The sequence below is a fragment of the Stenotrophomonas sp. 3(2025) genome, from assembly GCF_052665395.1.
In genome coordinates, this window is record NZ_JBQOIF010000002.1 from 269,373 (window position 1) to 283,504 (window position 14,132).

Here is a 14,132-nt window from a genome sequence, read left to right on the forward strand (position 1 = left end):
CATGATCCGGTAGCGCCGGGCCATGCCCGGCGAGCGCAGCGGCGCGTCACCCCATCGGCAACCACAACGTGGCGCGCAATCCCGGTTGTGCATTCTCCAGCGCCAGCCGTCCACCATAACTGGCGGCGATATCACCGACGATGGCCAGGCCCAGGCCGCTGCTGTTTTCGCGCTCATCCAGCCGCACGCCACGCTGGGTCACCTGCGCCAGCGCCTCGGCTGCCAGCCCCGGACCGTCGTCGCGCACATCAATGCGCAACTGTTCGTCGTCCACGCGCGCAGTGACCGTCACCTCCCGCTGTGCCCACTTGCCGGCGTTGTCGAGCAGGTTGCCAAGCATCTCTTCCAGGTCGGCGCTGGCGCCGGCGAACTGCAGGTCGTCGGCAATGCCCTCGGCCTGGAACTGCAGCGCACGGTCGCCATGCACGCGCGCCATCAACCCGCACAGCGCCTGCGCCACCGTGGCTACCGGCGTACGCTCGCGATGGTCGGCGGTCAGCCCGGCGGCAAGGTAGCGATCGACGCTGGCCTGCATGCGTGCGCCCTGTTCGCGCAGCGTCGCGCGCCACGCGCGGCCCTCGCCATCGGCTTCGGCGGCGAGCACGCTCAGCGGTGTTTTCAGCGCATGCGCCAGATCCTGTGCGCTGGTGCGGGCGCGGCCTACCATCCGTTGCTGGTGGTCGAGCAGGGTATTGAGCTCCTCGCCGAGCGGTGCGATTTCAGCGCCCAATCCGGCCGTATCGATGCGCTGTGCATCGCCGCGGCGCACGCGTTCCAGCTGCGCACCGAGACGCTGCAGGGGCCGCAGGCCGAAATGTACCTGGCTGGCCAGTACCGCCAGCCACGCCGCCACCAGCACGGCCAACGCCATTGCGCTGCGCTGGCGGAATGCGGCGACGTCCGCATCCAGTGCACTGCGGTCGGTGGCGACCACGGCGACATAGGGTTGGTTGGCGCGGGGCAGGCGCACCGGCTGCACGCGCGCGCGCAGCGATTGCTGCAGCGGGCCCGGCAGATTGCGTTCGGCCGGGCCAGTGGCGGCCACTGGCAGCGTTTCGTCCCACAACGAGCGTGACTGCAGCAGCACCTTGCCGCTGCCATCGGCGATCTGCCAGTACGCGCCGGAGAACACGCGCTGGAAGCGCGCATCGTTGGGCTCCTGGCGCAGCTGCAGCTGGCCATCGGCATCGATCTCGGCCTGCGCCAGCAGGGTCAGCATGTCCTGCTGCAGTTCGTTGTCCAAGCGGTCGCGCGCGCTGCGCTTGAACAGTTCGCCCAGCAGCGCACTGGCCAGTGCCGAGACCAGCAGCAGGCCGATGCCACCGGCCAACAGCAGCCGGCGTCGCAATGACGGCTGCCGGCTCACGGCGCGGCCAACCGCCAGCCCTGGCCGCGTACGGTCTGGATCAGGTCGGTGCCGAGCTTGCGGCGCACCCGCCCCAGCAATACGTCCAGCGCATTCGAATCCGGGTCATGACCGCCATCGAACACATGTTCGCCCAGGCGGTCGCGGCCGATCACCTGGCCGCTGTGGTGGATGAAGTAGCTCAGCAGGCGGAATTCCTGCGGGCTCAGCGCCAACGCCTGTCCCTCCAGGTCGAAGCGCCCGGCATTGACGTCCAGCTGCAGTGGACCGCACTGCAACCGTGGACTGGCATGGCCGTGGCTGCGGCGGATCAGCGCGCGCAGGCGCAGCACCAGTTCGTCGGCCTGGAAAGGTTTGGTCAGGTAGTCGTCGGCGCCGGCGTCGAAGCCGGCCAGCTTGTCATGCCAGCGCCCGCGTGCGGTCAGCACCAGCACCGGAAAGTCGCGGCCGTTGCCGCGCCAGCGTTCGATCACGCTCAGGCCGTCCAGCCCGGGCAGGCCCAGATCGACGATGGCGGCCTGCAGGTCTTCCACCTGGCCGATCTCCTCGGCCTGGCGACCATCGGCCACCACCTCGACCACGTAACCGGCCTGTTCCAGCAGCGGCTGCAGGCGCTCGGCCAATGCGGCATCGTCTTCGGCCAACAGGATGCGCATCAGTCGTCCAGCTCCGTCTTCAACAGCCTGCCGTTGCGCGCATCATAGTCCAGCTCCACCACCACGCCGTCGGCGCGCAGGATCTCCACTTCGTACACGCCATCGTCCAGTTCCACTTCCAGCAGCTGGCCGGGGTGGCGCTTGAGTGCATCGCGCACCACGCCTTCCAGCGGCACGTAGCGGCCCTGCTGCACCGCGCGGCGCGCGACCTGCTGCGCCGGGTCCTGGGCAGGGCCGGCGGCGGTCGGGGCGCTGGCCAGGGCCAGCAGCAGGGACAGGGAGGGCAGGATCGGCACGTGAGTGGCTGGGAACATGGGAACAAGTGACAGGCGCGAGTGTGCCGCGGCCGACTAACGGTTGGCTAACAGCGCCGGCTAAGCCGCTGTTAACCACGCCGTGCATCGTGGCGTTGCCGGGATGGTCCGGCACCGAACAGGAGAACCCCCATGTTGAAGTCGCTCACCCTCGCCACCGTTGTCGCCCTGGCCGTGGCCCCCGCCGTACAGGCGGCACCGCTGGGCATGGCCCAGGTCGAACAGACCCTGCGCAAGGCCGGCTACACCCAGATCCATGAGATCGAACGGGATGATGGCCTGTGGGAAGCCGATGTCAGCCGTGCCGATGGTCGCTTCAGCGAGGTGTATGTGGACCCGAAGACCGGCGAGATCTTCGACGAGCACGATGGGCGTGCGCAGCTGAGCACCGAGCAGGTGCTGGCCAAGGCGCAGTCGCAGGGCCTGCGCGAGATCCATTCGCTGGAACGCGATGGTGCGACGTGGTCGCTGGAAGCGCGCAATGCCCGCAACCAGAAGGTGGAAGTGCGCCTGAGCGGTCATGACGGCCGCATCCTGCACAGCGAGCGCGATGGCTGGCTGGATTGATGCCCGCTTGGGGACGGGGCGTGTCGCTGGTAGCGCCGGGCCATGCCCGGCGAGCGCAGCGGACGCATCAGGCCTCCGGGCATGGCCCGGCGCTACCTTCCGCTGTTACCAGTAGAGGCCGACCTTGGTCGGCCCAGGCCCGACGCGGGGGTTACCAGCCGTAAGGCGGCGGATAATCCCAATAGCCCGGGCCACCCCCGTAATACCCACCACCGCCGTACGGCCCGAAGAAGCCCGGGCCCTTGCCTTCGCTCACGTGGATGTTGACGTTGACCCCGCGGGTCTTGCCTTCATCGTTGGTGTAGTTCTTGCTGAGATTCAGCGTGGCGGCGTTGTAGTGGGTATTGCCGTAATTCTTGGCATAGCCGATGCCGGTGGTGAAGCTGCCGGAGACCTTGACCTTGTCGTCCTGCACGTCGGCGATCCTGCCGTCGCCGTGCACGCGCGGGCCGGTCTTGTCGCCGTAGAACGTGCCGGGCGGATCCTGTTGCAGCGTCGGATCGTTGAGATAGCGCATCGGCGTCTGTGGTACGGACAGGTCCAGGCCGGACGCCTGCGGCGCGGTGGCGCCGGCGGCGGACTGCGCCAACGCGGTCCCGGGCAGGGCGGCCAGGCACAGCAGCAGGGTCAGGGGGCGGATCATGACGGCACTCCAGCGCAGAGGGGCCGCGCAGCACGCGGCGGTACAGGCCGACGCTAGCAGGCGTTGCTTGAATGATGCCTGTCGGCGCCCGCTTGCGGTAGAGCCAGGCCATGCCTGGCTTCACGCTACAACCGTCCGAACCCGAACAGGTCCTGCAACGGGTGCCGGCGCCGCTCGATCCGCGCCCGCAGCAGCCCGGCGCCGATCATCGAATAGGTGATGCCGTTGCCACCGTAGGCCATGGCCAACTGTACCCGCGGTCCCCATTGCGCATGCGGCCCGAAGAACGGCAGGCCGTCAGCGGTCTCGGCAAAGGTGCCCGCCCATGAAAACGCCGGGGTCGGCTGCAGGTGCGGGAACCATTGCAGCAGCTGCTTCATCAGTTTGCGGGCCTTGCTGTCCACCCGGCCATCGCGGCGGGCGGGAATATCGATGGCATCGTCCAGCCCGCCCACCAACAGCCTGCGGTCGCCAGTGGCACGCAGGTACAGGTAGGGGCGCGCGCTCTCCCAGACCATCGTGCGCTGCAGCCAGCCCAGCTCGTCGGCGTTGATCGGGTCGGTGATGAAGGCGTAGCTGCTGCGGTTGCGGGCCACGCGCGGGTCCAGCCACTGCTGGTTGGCATAGCCCATCGCCAGCACCACCTGGCGGGCGCGGATCTGCATGCCGGATTCGGTGCGGGCGGTTACGCCGCGCGCAGTGGGAGCGAGGGCATGCAGAACGGTGCGGTCATGCACCGCCCCGCCGCGCCGCTGCAACCGCCGCAGCAGCCCGTAAGTGAAGCAGTAGGGATCGACCCGTGCGGCCTGGCGGGTCAGCAGGGCGCCTCCGGCATCGACGCTGAAACGTTCCTGCAGCGCATCCCGGTCCAGCCAGCGCGCATCCAGGCCGATGCCACGGCGCGCCTCGCCTTCGGCCATCAGCCGCGGTACGTCACGGCGGCGGCTGGCCAGGTACAGGCTGTCCATCTGCTTGAAGTCGACGTCCTTCAGGCCGCGCGCGACCTCGCCCAATGCAGGGATCGCGTCCGCACAGGCCTGGTAGGCCAGCGCCGCAGCGTCCTGGCCATACTGCGAGGCCAGCTCCAGCAGATGGGTATCGATCTCGTACTGCAGCAACGCGGTACTGGCTGCGGTGCTGCCCCAGCCGATGTCACGCTGCTCGATCAGCGCAACGGCGTGGCCATGGGCCGACAGCTCATCGGCGATCAGCGCGCCGGTGATGCCACCACCGACCACCAGCACATCGCACTGCAGATCCTGTTCCAGCGGCGGAAAGGCCTGGATCAGGCCGTTGCGCACCGCCCACCACGGGTAACCACTCTTCAGGTCCATGCGAGGTCAGGCTCAGGCGGTGGGGTGGCCGGTATGCGGGGTCTGGATCAGTTCGGACAGATCGAAGCCCTGCTGGCGTGCGCTGGCCAGATAATGTTCCTGCACGGTGGCATCGAGCCGGGGCTCACGTGCCAGCAGCCACAGGTACTTGCGATCCGGGCTGCCGACCAGGGCAACGCTGTAGTCCGGCGCCACCTGTATCACCCAGTAGTCACCCTTGGCGAAGGGCAGCCAGCGCAGGCCCTTGGGCAGGAAGCTGACTTCCAGCCGCGCGCTGTCGTTGTCGATCGCGCAGGCCTCACCGGTGGCTTCCTCGATCTCGCCGTCCATGCGGCAGCGGTTGGTGACGCCCACGTTGCCGTTGTCGAGCAGCTGGTAATGGGCCGACACGTCGGTGCAGCCCTCTGGCTCGTGGCGCATCGGCAGGCGGGCGATCTCGTACCAGGTGCCCAGGTAGCGGGGCAGCTTGAGGTCGGTGACGGTCTTCAGGGGAGGCAGGTCGGTCATTGTCAGGCGTGGCAGGAGAGGACCTCCACGATGCCGAGGACACTGCCACGGGCGGGTGAAGCCGGGGCGAGGGCCATGTCCAGAACATTCCGTCGCCCGGTCGGAGCGCGTACCGTCATCGGCGCAGCGGTATGCTTCGGCCAGCGCCGCGTTTTTCCGATCCAACCGAAGTGGAGGTGCCGATGTACCAGGTGATCCTGTTGAAGAGTGAAACCCAGTTCGCCCGCGAGCAGTGGCCGCAGGTGGACGATCTGGTGGACTACGAAGGCGTGGCCTACAGCCTGCGCGCCGGGCCGCGCCAGCCGTTGCCGACCGATCACGCCTGGCACCCGATCGCGGTGTATGCGCCGGATGAGATCACCGAGGAAGAATTCCAGGACTGGTACGCGCTGCAGCAGCCGCAGGTGGAAGAGCTGCGCCTGAAGTACTGAGCCGCAGCCAGCGGCCAGCGCCCGCGCATCCGCCGTTTACGGTACCTGCCGTATAGTCGCGCGCAGGCGTGGTGGTCCGCGCAAAACGGTATGGCTGGCTTGTCTTCCTTCTTCCGAACGATCCTGGTGCGTGGCCCCTGGTTGGCCCTGCTGTTGTGCTGCACGCTGCTGCTGGCTGTGCCGGCGCTGGCCCAGGATGACGACCCCACGCCCAAGCAGCAGCTGGCGGATATCGACAACGCGTTGAAGGCGGTGGAACGCAAGCGCAACGACGCCGAAGCCATCGAAACGCTGGGCACGCTTTCGGAAAATGCGTCACAGGCCAAGCGCGATGCCGAGGCGCTGGAAAAGACCCTGCAGCCGCAGCTGGACCAGCTCAACGAGCAGCTGACGCAGCTGGGCGAGGCGCCCAAGGACACCACTGAACCACCGGAGCTGGCGGCGCAGCGGCGCACGCTGACGCGCCAGCGCGATGCCCGGGCGGCATCGATTGCCCAGGCCAAGTCCAGTGCCGTCCGTGCGCAGCAGTTGAGCGCGGACATCGACAAGCAGCGCAACGCGCAGCGCACCGAGGAACTGGGGCGCAAGGTCGCCTCGCCACTGTCGCCAACGCTGTGGCGGCAGGTGGCCGACCAGTTGCCGAACGATATCGCCCGGGTCACCCCTTTGGCCCAGCAGGGCCGGGCCGCACTGACCACGGCCATTGCCACCCATGGCTGGGGCACGTTGCTGCTGGGGCTGGCGGCGGCACTGGTGATGATGTTCCCGTTGCGCCTGTGGCTGCGCGCGCTGGGGCGCCGGTTCGCTGCGTCCGAGCGCGCCCCCGACGGCCGCCTGCGCCGCTCCGGTCTGGCCATGTGGCTGCTGCTGGTGGGCACCCTGCTGCCCGGCTACGCCGTGGTGGTGCTGGTGGCTGCGCTGGATGCCATCGGCGCGATTCCACCGCGCCTGCAGAGCGTGGCCGAAGGCGTACAGGCGGCGACGTTTGCCGCGGCCTTCATTTCCGCGCTCAGCGCCTGTCTGCTGGTGCCCAAGCGGCCGTCGTGGCGGCTGCTGAACCTGGATGACACCGCCGCGCTGAAACTGCGCAAGTATGCCTGGGGTGCGGCGGCACTGGCCTGGCTGAGCACGGTGCTGGTGGCCATCGATCGCGCCACCCGCACCAGCGAGGTCACTACAGTGGCGCTGGACGGCGTGATCGCGCTGACCTATCTGGGCCTGATCATGGCCATGCTGGTGACCCTGGCGCGCCTGCATCGGCGCCAGACCGCCGAGGCCGAGGCGAAGCTGGAAGCGCAGGCCGACGGCCAGGGCGCGGCCGTTCCGGTGCGGCGCAGCAGCTGGCTGGTGCTGGCACGGGTGGCCGGCAACGTCGCCGTGGTGGCCGCGATCATCGCCACCCTGATGGGCTATGTGAACTTCGCCAAGTTCGTCAACCAGCAGCTGATCGGCGGCAGCATCGTGGTGCTGGCGGCGACGCTGCTGTTCAAGTTCGTCGACGATTTCTCCACCTGGCTGCTCAACGCCGACAGCAAAGTCGGCCAGACCATCCTGCTCAGCACCGGCCTGAGCGTGTCGCGGCTGGAGCAGGCCGGTGTGCTGCTGTCTGCCGTGCTGCGCACGTTCGTGGTGCTGATCGCGCTGCTGGCGCTGGCGGCGCCGTTCGGCAACATCGGCTCGGTGGTTGAGCGCGTCGCTTCGCTGGCCAACGGCATTTCCATCGGCGACATCACGCTCAAGCCTGCGCGTATCGCCATCGCGCTGCTGGTGATGCTGGTCGGGTTGGGGCTGACGCAGCTGCTGCAGCGCTGGTTGACCGACACCTACCTGCCCAAGACCGAACTGGACCTGGGCGCGCGCAATTCAATCAGCACGATCACCCGCTACGTGGGCATCATCCTGGTGGCGCTGTGGGCGCTGACCGCCATGGGCCTGAACCTGAAGAACCTGGCGTTGCTGGTCAGTGCGCTGTCGGTAGGTATCGGCTTCGGCCTGCAGGCGATCATCCAGAACTTCGTCTCCGGCCTGATCCTGCTGACCGAGCGGCCGGTGAAGATCGGTGACTGGGTGAAGCTGGGCGATCAGGAAGGCGACATCCGCCGCATCAACGTGCGTTCCACCGAGATCCAGGTGAGCGACAAGTCCACCTTGATCGTGCCCAATTCCGAGTTGATCACCAAGACCATCCGCAACATGACGATGGGCAACAACCAGGGGCGCATCCAGATCCAGTTCGCGGTGCCGGCCAGCACCGATGTCGCGGGCCTGCGGCAGGCGCTGCTGGATGCCTACGGTGCCCACAACACAGTGCTGCAGCAGCCGGCGCCGTCGGTGTACATCGACAGCATCGCTGGCGGCCAGATCACCATCAACAGCTTCGCCTACGTGGCCAGCCCGCGGCAGGTGTATGGCACGCGCAGCGATCTGTATTTCAGCCTGCTGCAGATCCTGGCCGAGCGGAACATCCCGCTGTCCACGCCGACCGACATCCACATCACCCGCGATCCGCCGCAGTAAGAGGGTGGGTCGGCAGGGCTGCGCCCTGCACCCGCCGAAGCGGTAGTGCCGGCCGCTGGCCGGCAACCTCAGGAGCAACAGCAACAGCAAAAGCAAAAGCAAAAGCGGGTTTCCTGAGGGATGGCGGGGTGGGTCCGGTTGCGGGGGACGCCGTAAACCCGTCCTTGGGGGCTTGGCCGCGGCATCCATGCCGCGGACACCCCCGCAACCGGACCCACCCCGCCTTCGACAGATTTTCGCGATCTGTCGGAATGGCGTCTGTGTTGCTGTTGGTGGGTGTCGACCTTGGTCGACACGGATCTGACCCCACGATTGATTCGATATCTGACAGAGATTCATCCACGCATGGCGTGGATCTACTGAAGATCGCGGAAATCCGTCGGAGGTGGGGCGGTGTCGGATTGCGGGGTGTCAGCCGCATGGATGCGGCTGCCAAGCCTACAAGGACGTACTTGCGGCGTCCCCGCAATCCGACACCGCCCCGCCATCCCACGGAACACCAGCTGTTGCTGTCGCTGTCGCTTCGGCTCGTAGCAGGTGCAGGGCGCAGCCCTGCCGAACCCCTTTACCCCCGCGGCCGGCCGCGCGAGGGCACCAGTGCGAAGGTATCCACCGCCAGCTTCTCGGCATGGTTCAACCACGCGCGGATTTCCAGATCATCCACTTCGTGGTCGAGCCCGAATGACACGTTGATCTTGCCATCGGCATCAGGCTGCACCCACTGCTGGGCCAGCACCACCTTGCGCTGCGAGGACACCGCTTCGATCCAGAAACCGCGATCCGGGCGCGTGCTCGCCACCAGCTGCAGCATGTACTGGCCGGCGCGGGTACGGCGGCCCTTCTGCGTGATCATGTGTGCCTGGCGCACGCTGGGGCGGGGGCCCTGGAAGGCATCCAGTGGTGCATCCACGTCGATGCCGTTGCGCAGCTGGCCATCGCGGTACAGCTTGATGCCGTTGTCGCGGTTCACCAGCAGCGCGCACCAGTCGCCGTCGGCCGAGCCATCCTCGAACGCGGTGCAGCGATCAACGTAGGCGAGCGTGTTGTCCGGGTCGGCATCGTCGAACTGGCGCGAGGTGTTTTCCAGGTACACCGATTTCAGGTCCCAGTCCTTGTCGTATTCCAGCAGCACCGGCGGCTGCACGTGCTGCAGGCCCACCACCACCTGGTCGTCGCCGTCGATCTTCAGCTGCCGCGTCGGCTCACCCAGCCACAGCGAGCGGGCGAAGGCCAGGTACTGAGGATAGTCGCGGCCCCCATCGCGGCGTGCCGCGGCGCTGGCACTTGGCGCGCGCTTGTCGTCCAGCAGCGAACGGCCAAAGCCCATCGTCTGCAGGTTCGGATCGAGCAGGCTGAGCAGGGTGGCTCCGGAATCCAGGGTCGAGCCGTCTTCGGCGGCCAGCTGGCGCGGGGCCACGCCATCACCGAGGAACAACAGCAGGTTCTCGCGCTTCTGCTTGGTCAGGATATGGCTGAGGTCATTGGGCATGGCCAGGTGATCGGAGGCGATCACGATCAACGTGTCCTTGCCGTAGGGGCTGGCCTGGATGCGTTCGACCAGCTGCGAGATCAGGCGGTCGGTGCACTTGAGCGCATTGAGCATGCCGATGTTGCCGTACTGGCTCTGGTAGTGCTCGCCCTTGCACGCCACCGGCAGGTGCCCGGCGGGGTGGTGCGTGTCCATGGTCAGCGTGGTCAGCATGAACGGCGCATCCTGCCGCGACAGCTGCTCGAAGCGCTGGTAGGCGGTGTCCAGCAGCACGTCGTCATGCACGCCCCACGCCGAGTAGTGGATGCGGCCGATCTTCTTCTGCTGCTTGAACCACGCCAGGTCATGCACTTCATCGAAGCCGTGGCTGGCCAGGAACTGGCCCTTGCCAGCGAACTGGCCGTTGGCACCACCCAGGTAATGGTTGGTGTAGCCCTGCTGCTTGAGGTAATCGCCCAGGCACACGGCCTTGGGCAGGAAGCTGCCCATGCGGTCCATGCTGTTCTCATCACCCTGCGAGGTGGTCAGCGGCACGCCGCACATCGACGACACCAGGCCGGCGATGGTCCAGCCACCGCCTTCGGCCGAGGCCAGGCCGCGTACATCCAGCGACCTGGCCGCCAAGCGGTTGAGATTGGGCATCAGGCCGGGAAACACGGCCTCATCCAGATAGGTGCGCTCCAGGCTCTCGCCGTAGATCCAGACGATGTTGCGTGGGCGCTGCAGGGCCTGCGTGGGCACCTGGTATTCGGGGGCGATACGGGCGAAATCCACCGGGCGCAGCTGCTGATAGAGGCGCTGCCCGTCACGTGCCAATGGACTGATCATGATCGTGGCCACCCACAGCACGGCGAAACCGGCAAACCACGCACCACCGGCCGTGGGGTGGCGCCAACGCTTCACCCGCGTAGCGAACAGCGGCAGCAGCGACACGGCGGCCAGCACGATGAAGCCGGCGATATAGCCCTTGAAGTCGGCGACACCGGCGCCTTCCATGTCCGCACCCAGGTGGTACAGGGTGGCGGCGTTGAGGCCGTCACCGGACAGCTTGTCGATCAGCCACCAGGCACTGAGCGCCAGCAGCAACAGCGAGAACAAGCCTGCTTTCCACCACACCCATTTTGCGGACGCGAGGAACAACCAGGACAGCAGCAACAGCGACAGCAGCAGAATCCAGAGCATAGGCAGCTTCGGCAGTGACGGGGTGGCGATGGACGTCGTACCGACGCGTGTCCATCCGACCGGCGCTGCTGCAAGCACATCTGCATGACAGGCCGATGACCCGATAGTGCATGCACGAACCTGACTGAAATGTTTGTTGAAATCGTGCGCGCGATATCACGCCGCGAACGTAAATCGAGCGTGAAAACTCAAGCTCGATTGCATTAAAAAACCTGCATGAATGCACTGTTTTCGCTGATCCACGTCGAGCGTGGATGCGACACTATCGATGCCCGCGTTCCTCGCGCGAACGCGCACGGCGATCGAACAACAATGCGCTGGTCACGATGCCCAGCCCAAGCACCACGCCGATCAACAGCAGCACCAGTGCGATGGCGGGATAGCCCAGCACATGCCAGCCGGTGTCGATCTTCATCATCATCGCCGCCGCCATGATCAACGCGGCGCTGATGATGCCGGCGGCCACGCGGTTGGCGATCTTCTGCAGGTTCTCCATCAGCCGCGATTCTTCCAGCCCGGTCACCTTCATCTGCAGGCGGTTCTCGGCCAGCAGCGCCATGATGTCCGACAGCTTGCGCGGTCCGTCGCGCAACAGCTGCTGCATTTCCATTGCTTCGCTGGCGAGGTTGGCGGCCGACAGGGACTTCTTCAGGCGCGCGCGCATCACGTGCTGCAGCTGGCGTTCGACGATGCGGCGCGTGTCCAGATCCGGTGCCAGCAGGCGGCATACGGTTTCAAGGTTGAGCAGCGCCTTGCCCAGCAGGCTCAGCTCCGGCGGCGTGCGCAATCCGGACGAGGTGGCAATGCGCACCATGTCCAGCACCACGCGCCCTTCGGAGAAATTAGCGCTGGCGGCATAGCGTGCGATCAGCTGGCCGGTCTCGCGCAGGTAGCGCTCCTCATCGAATGCCTCCAGCCGCGTGCTGATGCTGATCAGGTCGTCGGCCACTTCCTCGCCGCGGCCATCGACGGCGGCAAACAGGATCTTCAGCAGGCGCTCGCGCAGCCGCGGCGGCATGTGCGCGACCATGCCCAGGTCGAAGATGGCCAAGCGCCCATCAGGCATCACCCGCAGGTTGCCGGGGTGCGGGTCGGCGTGGATTTCGCCGTGCACGAAGATCTGGTCCAGGTAACCGCGGATCAGCGCCGCCGCCAGCGGGTCCATCGCCTGTTCGGTGCGGCGCACATCGGGAATGGCATCCACGCGCACGCCGGTGGCCAGTTCCATGGTCAGCACGCGATGGCTGCTGTAGTCCCACAGCGGCTGCGGAATCCACAGGCGGCGGAACGGCTTCAGGTGCCGGCCGAAGCGCGACAGGTTCTCGGCCTCGGCGTGGTAGTCCAGCTCCTGCATCAGCGTCTTGGCGAATTCGTTGAGCCAGTCGCGCAGGCGCACGCGGCGACCGATCTGGGTCAGATGGTCGGCGGCCAGGGCGAAGCTGCGCAGCACTTCCAGATCCGAGCGCAGCTGCGCGGCTACCTCGGGTTTCTGCACTTTCACCGCCACCTCGCGGCCGTCGTGCAGCACCGCGCGGTGCACCTGGGCGATCGACGCGCAGCCCAGCGGTTGTGGGTCAAATGCAGCGAACAGCTTGTTCACCGGTGCACCCAGTTCCTGCTCGACGATGGCGTGGATGCGTTCGACCGGAATCGGCGCCACCTTCTCCTGCATGCGCTCCAGCGCGGTGGCGAACTCCACCGGCACCATGTCCGGGCGGGTCGACAGCATCTGCCCGAGCTTGACGAAGGTGGGCCCCAGCGCTTCCAGGTCACTGACGAACTGCTCCGGATTGCCGTCCGGGGGCACGTCGGTGTGGCTGCCGGCAGCGTCCAGGTTCATGCCGGAGAACACGCCGGAATGGCGGTAGCGCATCAGCAGGCGCAGGATCTGGCTGCGCCGGTTCATGCCCCTGATCAGCGGCGGATTGCCAGTGGCGGTGGACGGATTGCTCAAACGACACTCCTCGAAGACGACGACCCGATGTCCGTGATCCCGCCGCCGGCGGGATCGGATTACGCTTCCAGTGTCCCTGCCGCCCGGTGGGCGCGCGGTGAACCCGCTACCGCAGGTGGCGCCGGATCGGTCAGAATCCGCTCATTCCCTTTACTGGATCCCCCATGGCCGGTGCCAGCCTGTTTGCCCTGCTTGACGATATCGCCTCCCTGCTCGACGACGTCTCGGTGCTGACCAAGGTCGCCGCCAAGAAGACCGCCGGCGTGCTGGGCGACGACCTGGCGCTGAACGCGCAGCAGGTAACCGGCGTCAACGCCAACCGTGAACTGCCGGTGGTGTGGGCGGTGGCCAAGGGCTCGCTGGTGAACAAGGTGATCCTGGTGCCGGCGGCGCTGGCGATCAGCGCGCTGGAAGCCTGGTTGCACAGCCGCGGCTGGAACGTGCCGCTGATCGTGCCGCTGATGATGATCGGCGGCGCCTTCCTGTGCTTCGAGGGCGTGGAGAAGCTGGCGCACCGGTTCCTGCATTCCGCCGATGAGGACGCCGAGCACCAGGCCGAGCGGCGCAAGGCGCTGGCCGATGCGCAGGTGGACATGGTCGCGTGGGAAAAGGACAAGGTGAAGGGCGCGATCCGCACCGACTTCATCCTCTCGGCCGAAATCATCGTGCTGTCGCTGGGCGTGGTTGCCACGGCGTCGTTCATCAACCAGGTCAGCACCCTGGTGGTGATCGCGCTGGCGATGACCGTGTTCGTCTACGGGCTGGTCGCCGGTATCGTCAAGCTGGACGACCTGGGCCTGTACCTGTCGCGCAAGGGCGCGGCGCTGGCGGCAGTCGGCCGTGGCCTGCTGGTGTCGGCACCGTGGCTGATGAAGTTCCTGTCGGTGGCCGGTACCGCGGCGATGTTCCTGGTTGGTGGCGGCATCCTGGTGCACAACGTGCCGGCGCTGCACCACGCGGTGCAGGCGCTGGGCGGCGAAGGCCAGTGGGGCTGGCTGGTCAACGCGCTGGGGAACATGGTGGTCGGCATCATCGCCGGTGCCATCGTGCTGGCGGCGGTGACCGGGTTCCAGAAGCTGCGCGGCAAGTAAGCGCCGGCCCGCTGCCCGGTGGAGGCCGACCTTGGGCGGCGGTTTTATTCCCGCAAGCACCAACCAAGGTTGGCACCCACC

12 protein-coding genes are annotated in these 14,132 nt (G+C 67.0%); 4 read left to right on the plus strand and 8 right to left on the minus strand.

Annotated features, from left to right (window positions below):
• Positions 1-46: 46 nt before the first annotated feature.
• Genes ACUXVE_RS02760 through ACUXVE_RS02770 form a run of 3 tightly spaced genes read right to left on the minus strand, consistent with a single transcriptional unit; the run spans position 47 to position 2,312 of the window.
• Positions 47-1,366: an ATP-binding protein gene (locus tag ACUXVE_RS02760; protein WP_445513774.1), complete on the minus strand. Its 1,320-nt coding sequence runs from the start codon at positions 1,364-1,366 to the stop codon at positions 47-49.
• Entirely contained in the window at positions 1,363-2,022 is a 660-nt protein-coding gene (locus ACUXVE_RS02765) for a response regulator transcription factor (protein WP_093819242.1), read from the minus strand. Before ACUXVE_RS02765 ends, ACUXVE_RS02760 begins: the two co-directional genes overlap by 4 nt.
• Positions 2,022-2,312: a PepSY domain-containing protein gene (locus tag ACUXVE_RS02770; RefSeq protein ID WP_025874567.1), complete on the minus strand. Its 291-nt coding sequence runs from the start codon at positions 2,310-2,312 to the stop codon at positions 2,022-2,024. Before ACUXVE_RS02770 ends, ACUXVE_RS02765 begins: the two co-directional genes overlap by 1 nt.
• A 156-nt stretch (positions 2,313-2,468) precedes the next feature.
• On the opposite strand from ACUXVE_RS02770, the gene ACUXVE_RS02775 reads away from it, so the two are divergent.
• On the plus strand, positions 2,469-2,903 hold the full coding sequence (locus ACUXVE_RS02775) for a PepSY domain-containing protein (protein ID WP_025874568.1): 435 nt from the start codon (positions 2,469-2,471) through the stop codon (positions 2,901-2,903).
• A gap of 151 nt (positions 2,904-3,054) precedes the next feature.
• Here ACUXVE_RS02775 and ACUXVE_RS02780 read toward each other — a convergent pair whose 3' ends face one another.
• The 3 genes from ACUXVE_RS02780 to ACUXVE_RS02790 form a co-directional block, all read right to left on the minus strand.
• Positions 3,055-3,546, minus strand: a complete 492-nt coding sequence (locus tag ACUXVE_RS02780) for a hypothetical protein (protein WP_025874569.1) — start codon at positions 3,544-3,546, stop codon at positions 3,055-3,057.
• Positions 3,547-3,671: 125 nt separating this feature from the next.
• Positions 3,672-4,880 (minus strand): NAD(P)/FAD-dependent oxidoreductase, encoded by a 1,209-nt coding sequence (locus ACUXVE_RS02785; protein ID WP_445513775.1) that lies wholly within the window; start codon positions 4,878-4,880, stop codon positions 3,672-3,674.
• A gap of 12 nt (positions 4,881-4,892) precedes the next feature.
• Entirely contained in the window at positions 4,893-5,387 is a 495-nt protein-coding gene (locus ACUXVE_RS02790) for a lipocalin family protein (protein ID WP_445513776.1), read from the minus strand.
• 182 nt (positions 5,388-5,569) lie between these two features.
• On the opposite strand from ACUXVE_RS02790, the gene ACUXVE_RS02795 reads away from it, so the two are divergent.
• Together ACUXVE_RS02795 and ACUXVE_RS02800 are read left to right on the plus strand one after the other, a co-directional pair.
• A complete protein-coding gene (locus ACUXVE_RS02795) occupies positions 5,570-5,818 on the plus strand; it encodes a hypothetical protein (protein WP_025874572.1) in 249 nt (82 codons plus the stop codon).
• Positions 5,819-5,908: 90 nt separating this feature from the next.
• Positions 5,909-8,335 (plus strand): DUF3772 domain-containing protein, encoded by a 2,427-nt coding sequence (locus tag ACUXVE_RS02800; RefSeq protein ID WP_445513777.1) that lies wholly within the window; start codon positions 5,909-5,911, stop codon positions 8,333-8,335.
• 565 nt (positions 8,336-8,900) lie between these two features.
• Here the strand turns inward: ACUXVE_RS02800 and ACUXVE_RS02805 are convergent.
• Together ACUXVE_RS02805 and ACUXVE_RS02810 are read right to left on the minus strand one after the other, a co-directional pair.
• Positions 8,901-11,006, minus strand: coding sequence for a phosphoglycerol transferase I (locus ACUXVE_RS02805; protein WP_445513778.1), 2,106 nt, complete (start codon positions 11,004-11,006; stop codon positions 8,901-8,903).
• A 262-nt stretch (positions 11,007-11,268) separates the two neighbouring features.
• Complete coding sequence (locus ACUXVE_RS02810; RefSeq protein ID WP_258954248.1) at positions 11,269-12,912, minus strand: ABC1 kinase family protein; 1,644 nt, start codon at positions 12,910-12,912, stop codon at positions 11,269-11,271.
• A gap of 212 nt (positions 12,913-13,124) precedes the next feature.
• On the opposite strand from ACUXVE_RS02810, the gene ACUXVE_RS02815 reads away from it, so the two are divergent.
• Positions 13,125-14,051 (plus strand): DUF808 domain-containing protein, encoded by a 927-nt coding sequence (locus tag ACUXVE_RS02815; RefSeq protein WP_025874576.1) that lies wholly within the window; start codon positions 13,125-13,127, stop codon positions 14,049-14,051.
• Positions 14,052-14,132 lie beyond the last annotated feature (81 nt).

Excerpts from the sequence above, each read along its gene's own strand:
- ACUXVE_RS02805 (WP_445513778.1), bottom strand. The coding sequence starts at position 11,006 with ATGCTCTGGATTCTGCTGCTGTCGCTGTTGCTGCTGTCCTGGTTGTTC.
- ACUXVE_RS02795 (WP_025874572.1), top strand. The coding sequence starts at position 5,570 with ATGTACCAGGTGATCCTGTTGAAGAGTGAAACCCAGTTCGCCCGCGAG.
- ACUXVE_RS02815 (WP_025874576.1), top strand. The coding sequence starts at position 13,125 with ATGGCCGGTGCCAGCCTGTTTGCCCTGCTTGACGATATCGCCTCCCTG.
- ACUXVE_RS02785 (WP_445513775.1), bottom strand. The coding sequence starts at position 4,880 with ATGGACCTGAAGAGTGGTTACCCGTGGTGGGCGGTGCGCAACGGCCTG.
- ACUXVE_RS02810 (WP_258954248.1), bottom strand. The coding sequence starts at position 12,912 with ATGAACCGGCGCAGCCAGATCCTGCGCCTGCTGATGCGCTACCGCCAT.
- ACUXVE_RS02780 (WP_025874569.1), bottom strand. The coding sequence starts at position 3,546 with ATGATCCGCCCCCTGACCCTGCTGCTGTGCCTGGCCGCCCTGCCCGGG.
- ACUXVE_RS02765 (WP_093819242.1), bottom strand. The coding sequence starts at position 2,022 with ATGCGCATCCTGTTGGCCGAAGACGATGCCGCATTGGCCGAGCGCCTG.
- ACUXVE_RS02775 (WP_025874568.1), top strand. The coding sequence starts at position 2,469 with ATGTTGAAGTCGCTCACCCTCGCCACCGTTGTCGCCCTGGCCGTGGCC.
- ACUXVE_RS02790 (WP_445513776.1), bottom strand. The coding sequence starts at position 5,387 with ATGACCGACCTGCCTCCCCTGAAGACCGTCACCGACCTCAAGCTGCCC.
- ACUXVE_RS02800 (WP_445513777.1), top strand. The coding sequence starts at position 5,909 with ATGGCTGGCTTGTCTTCCTTCTTCCGAACGATCCTGGTGCGTGGCCCC.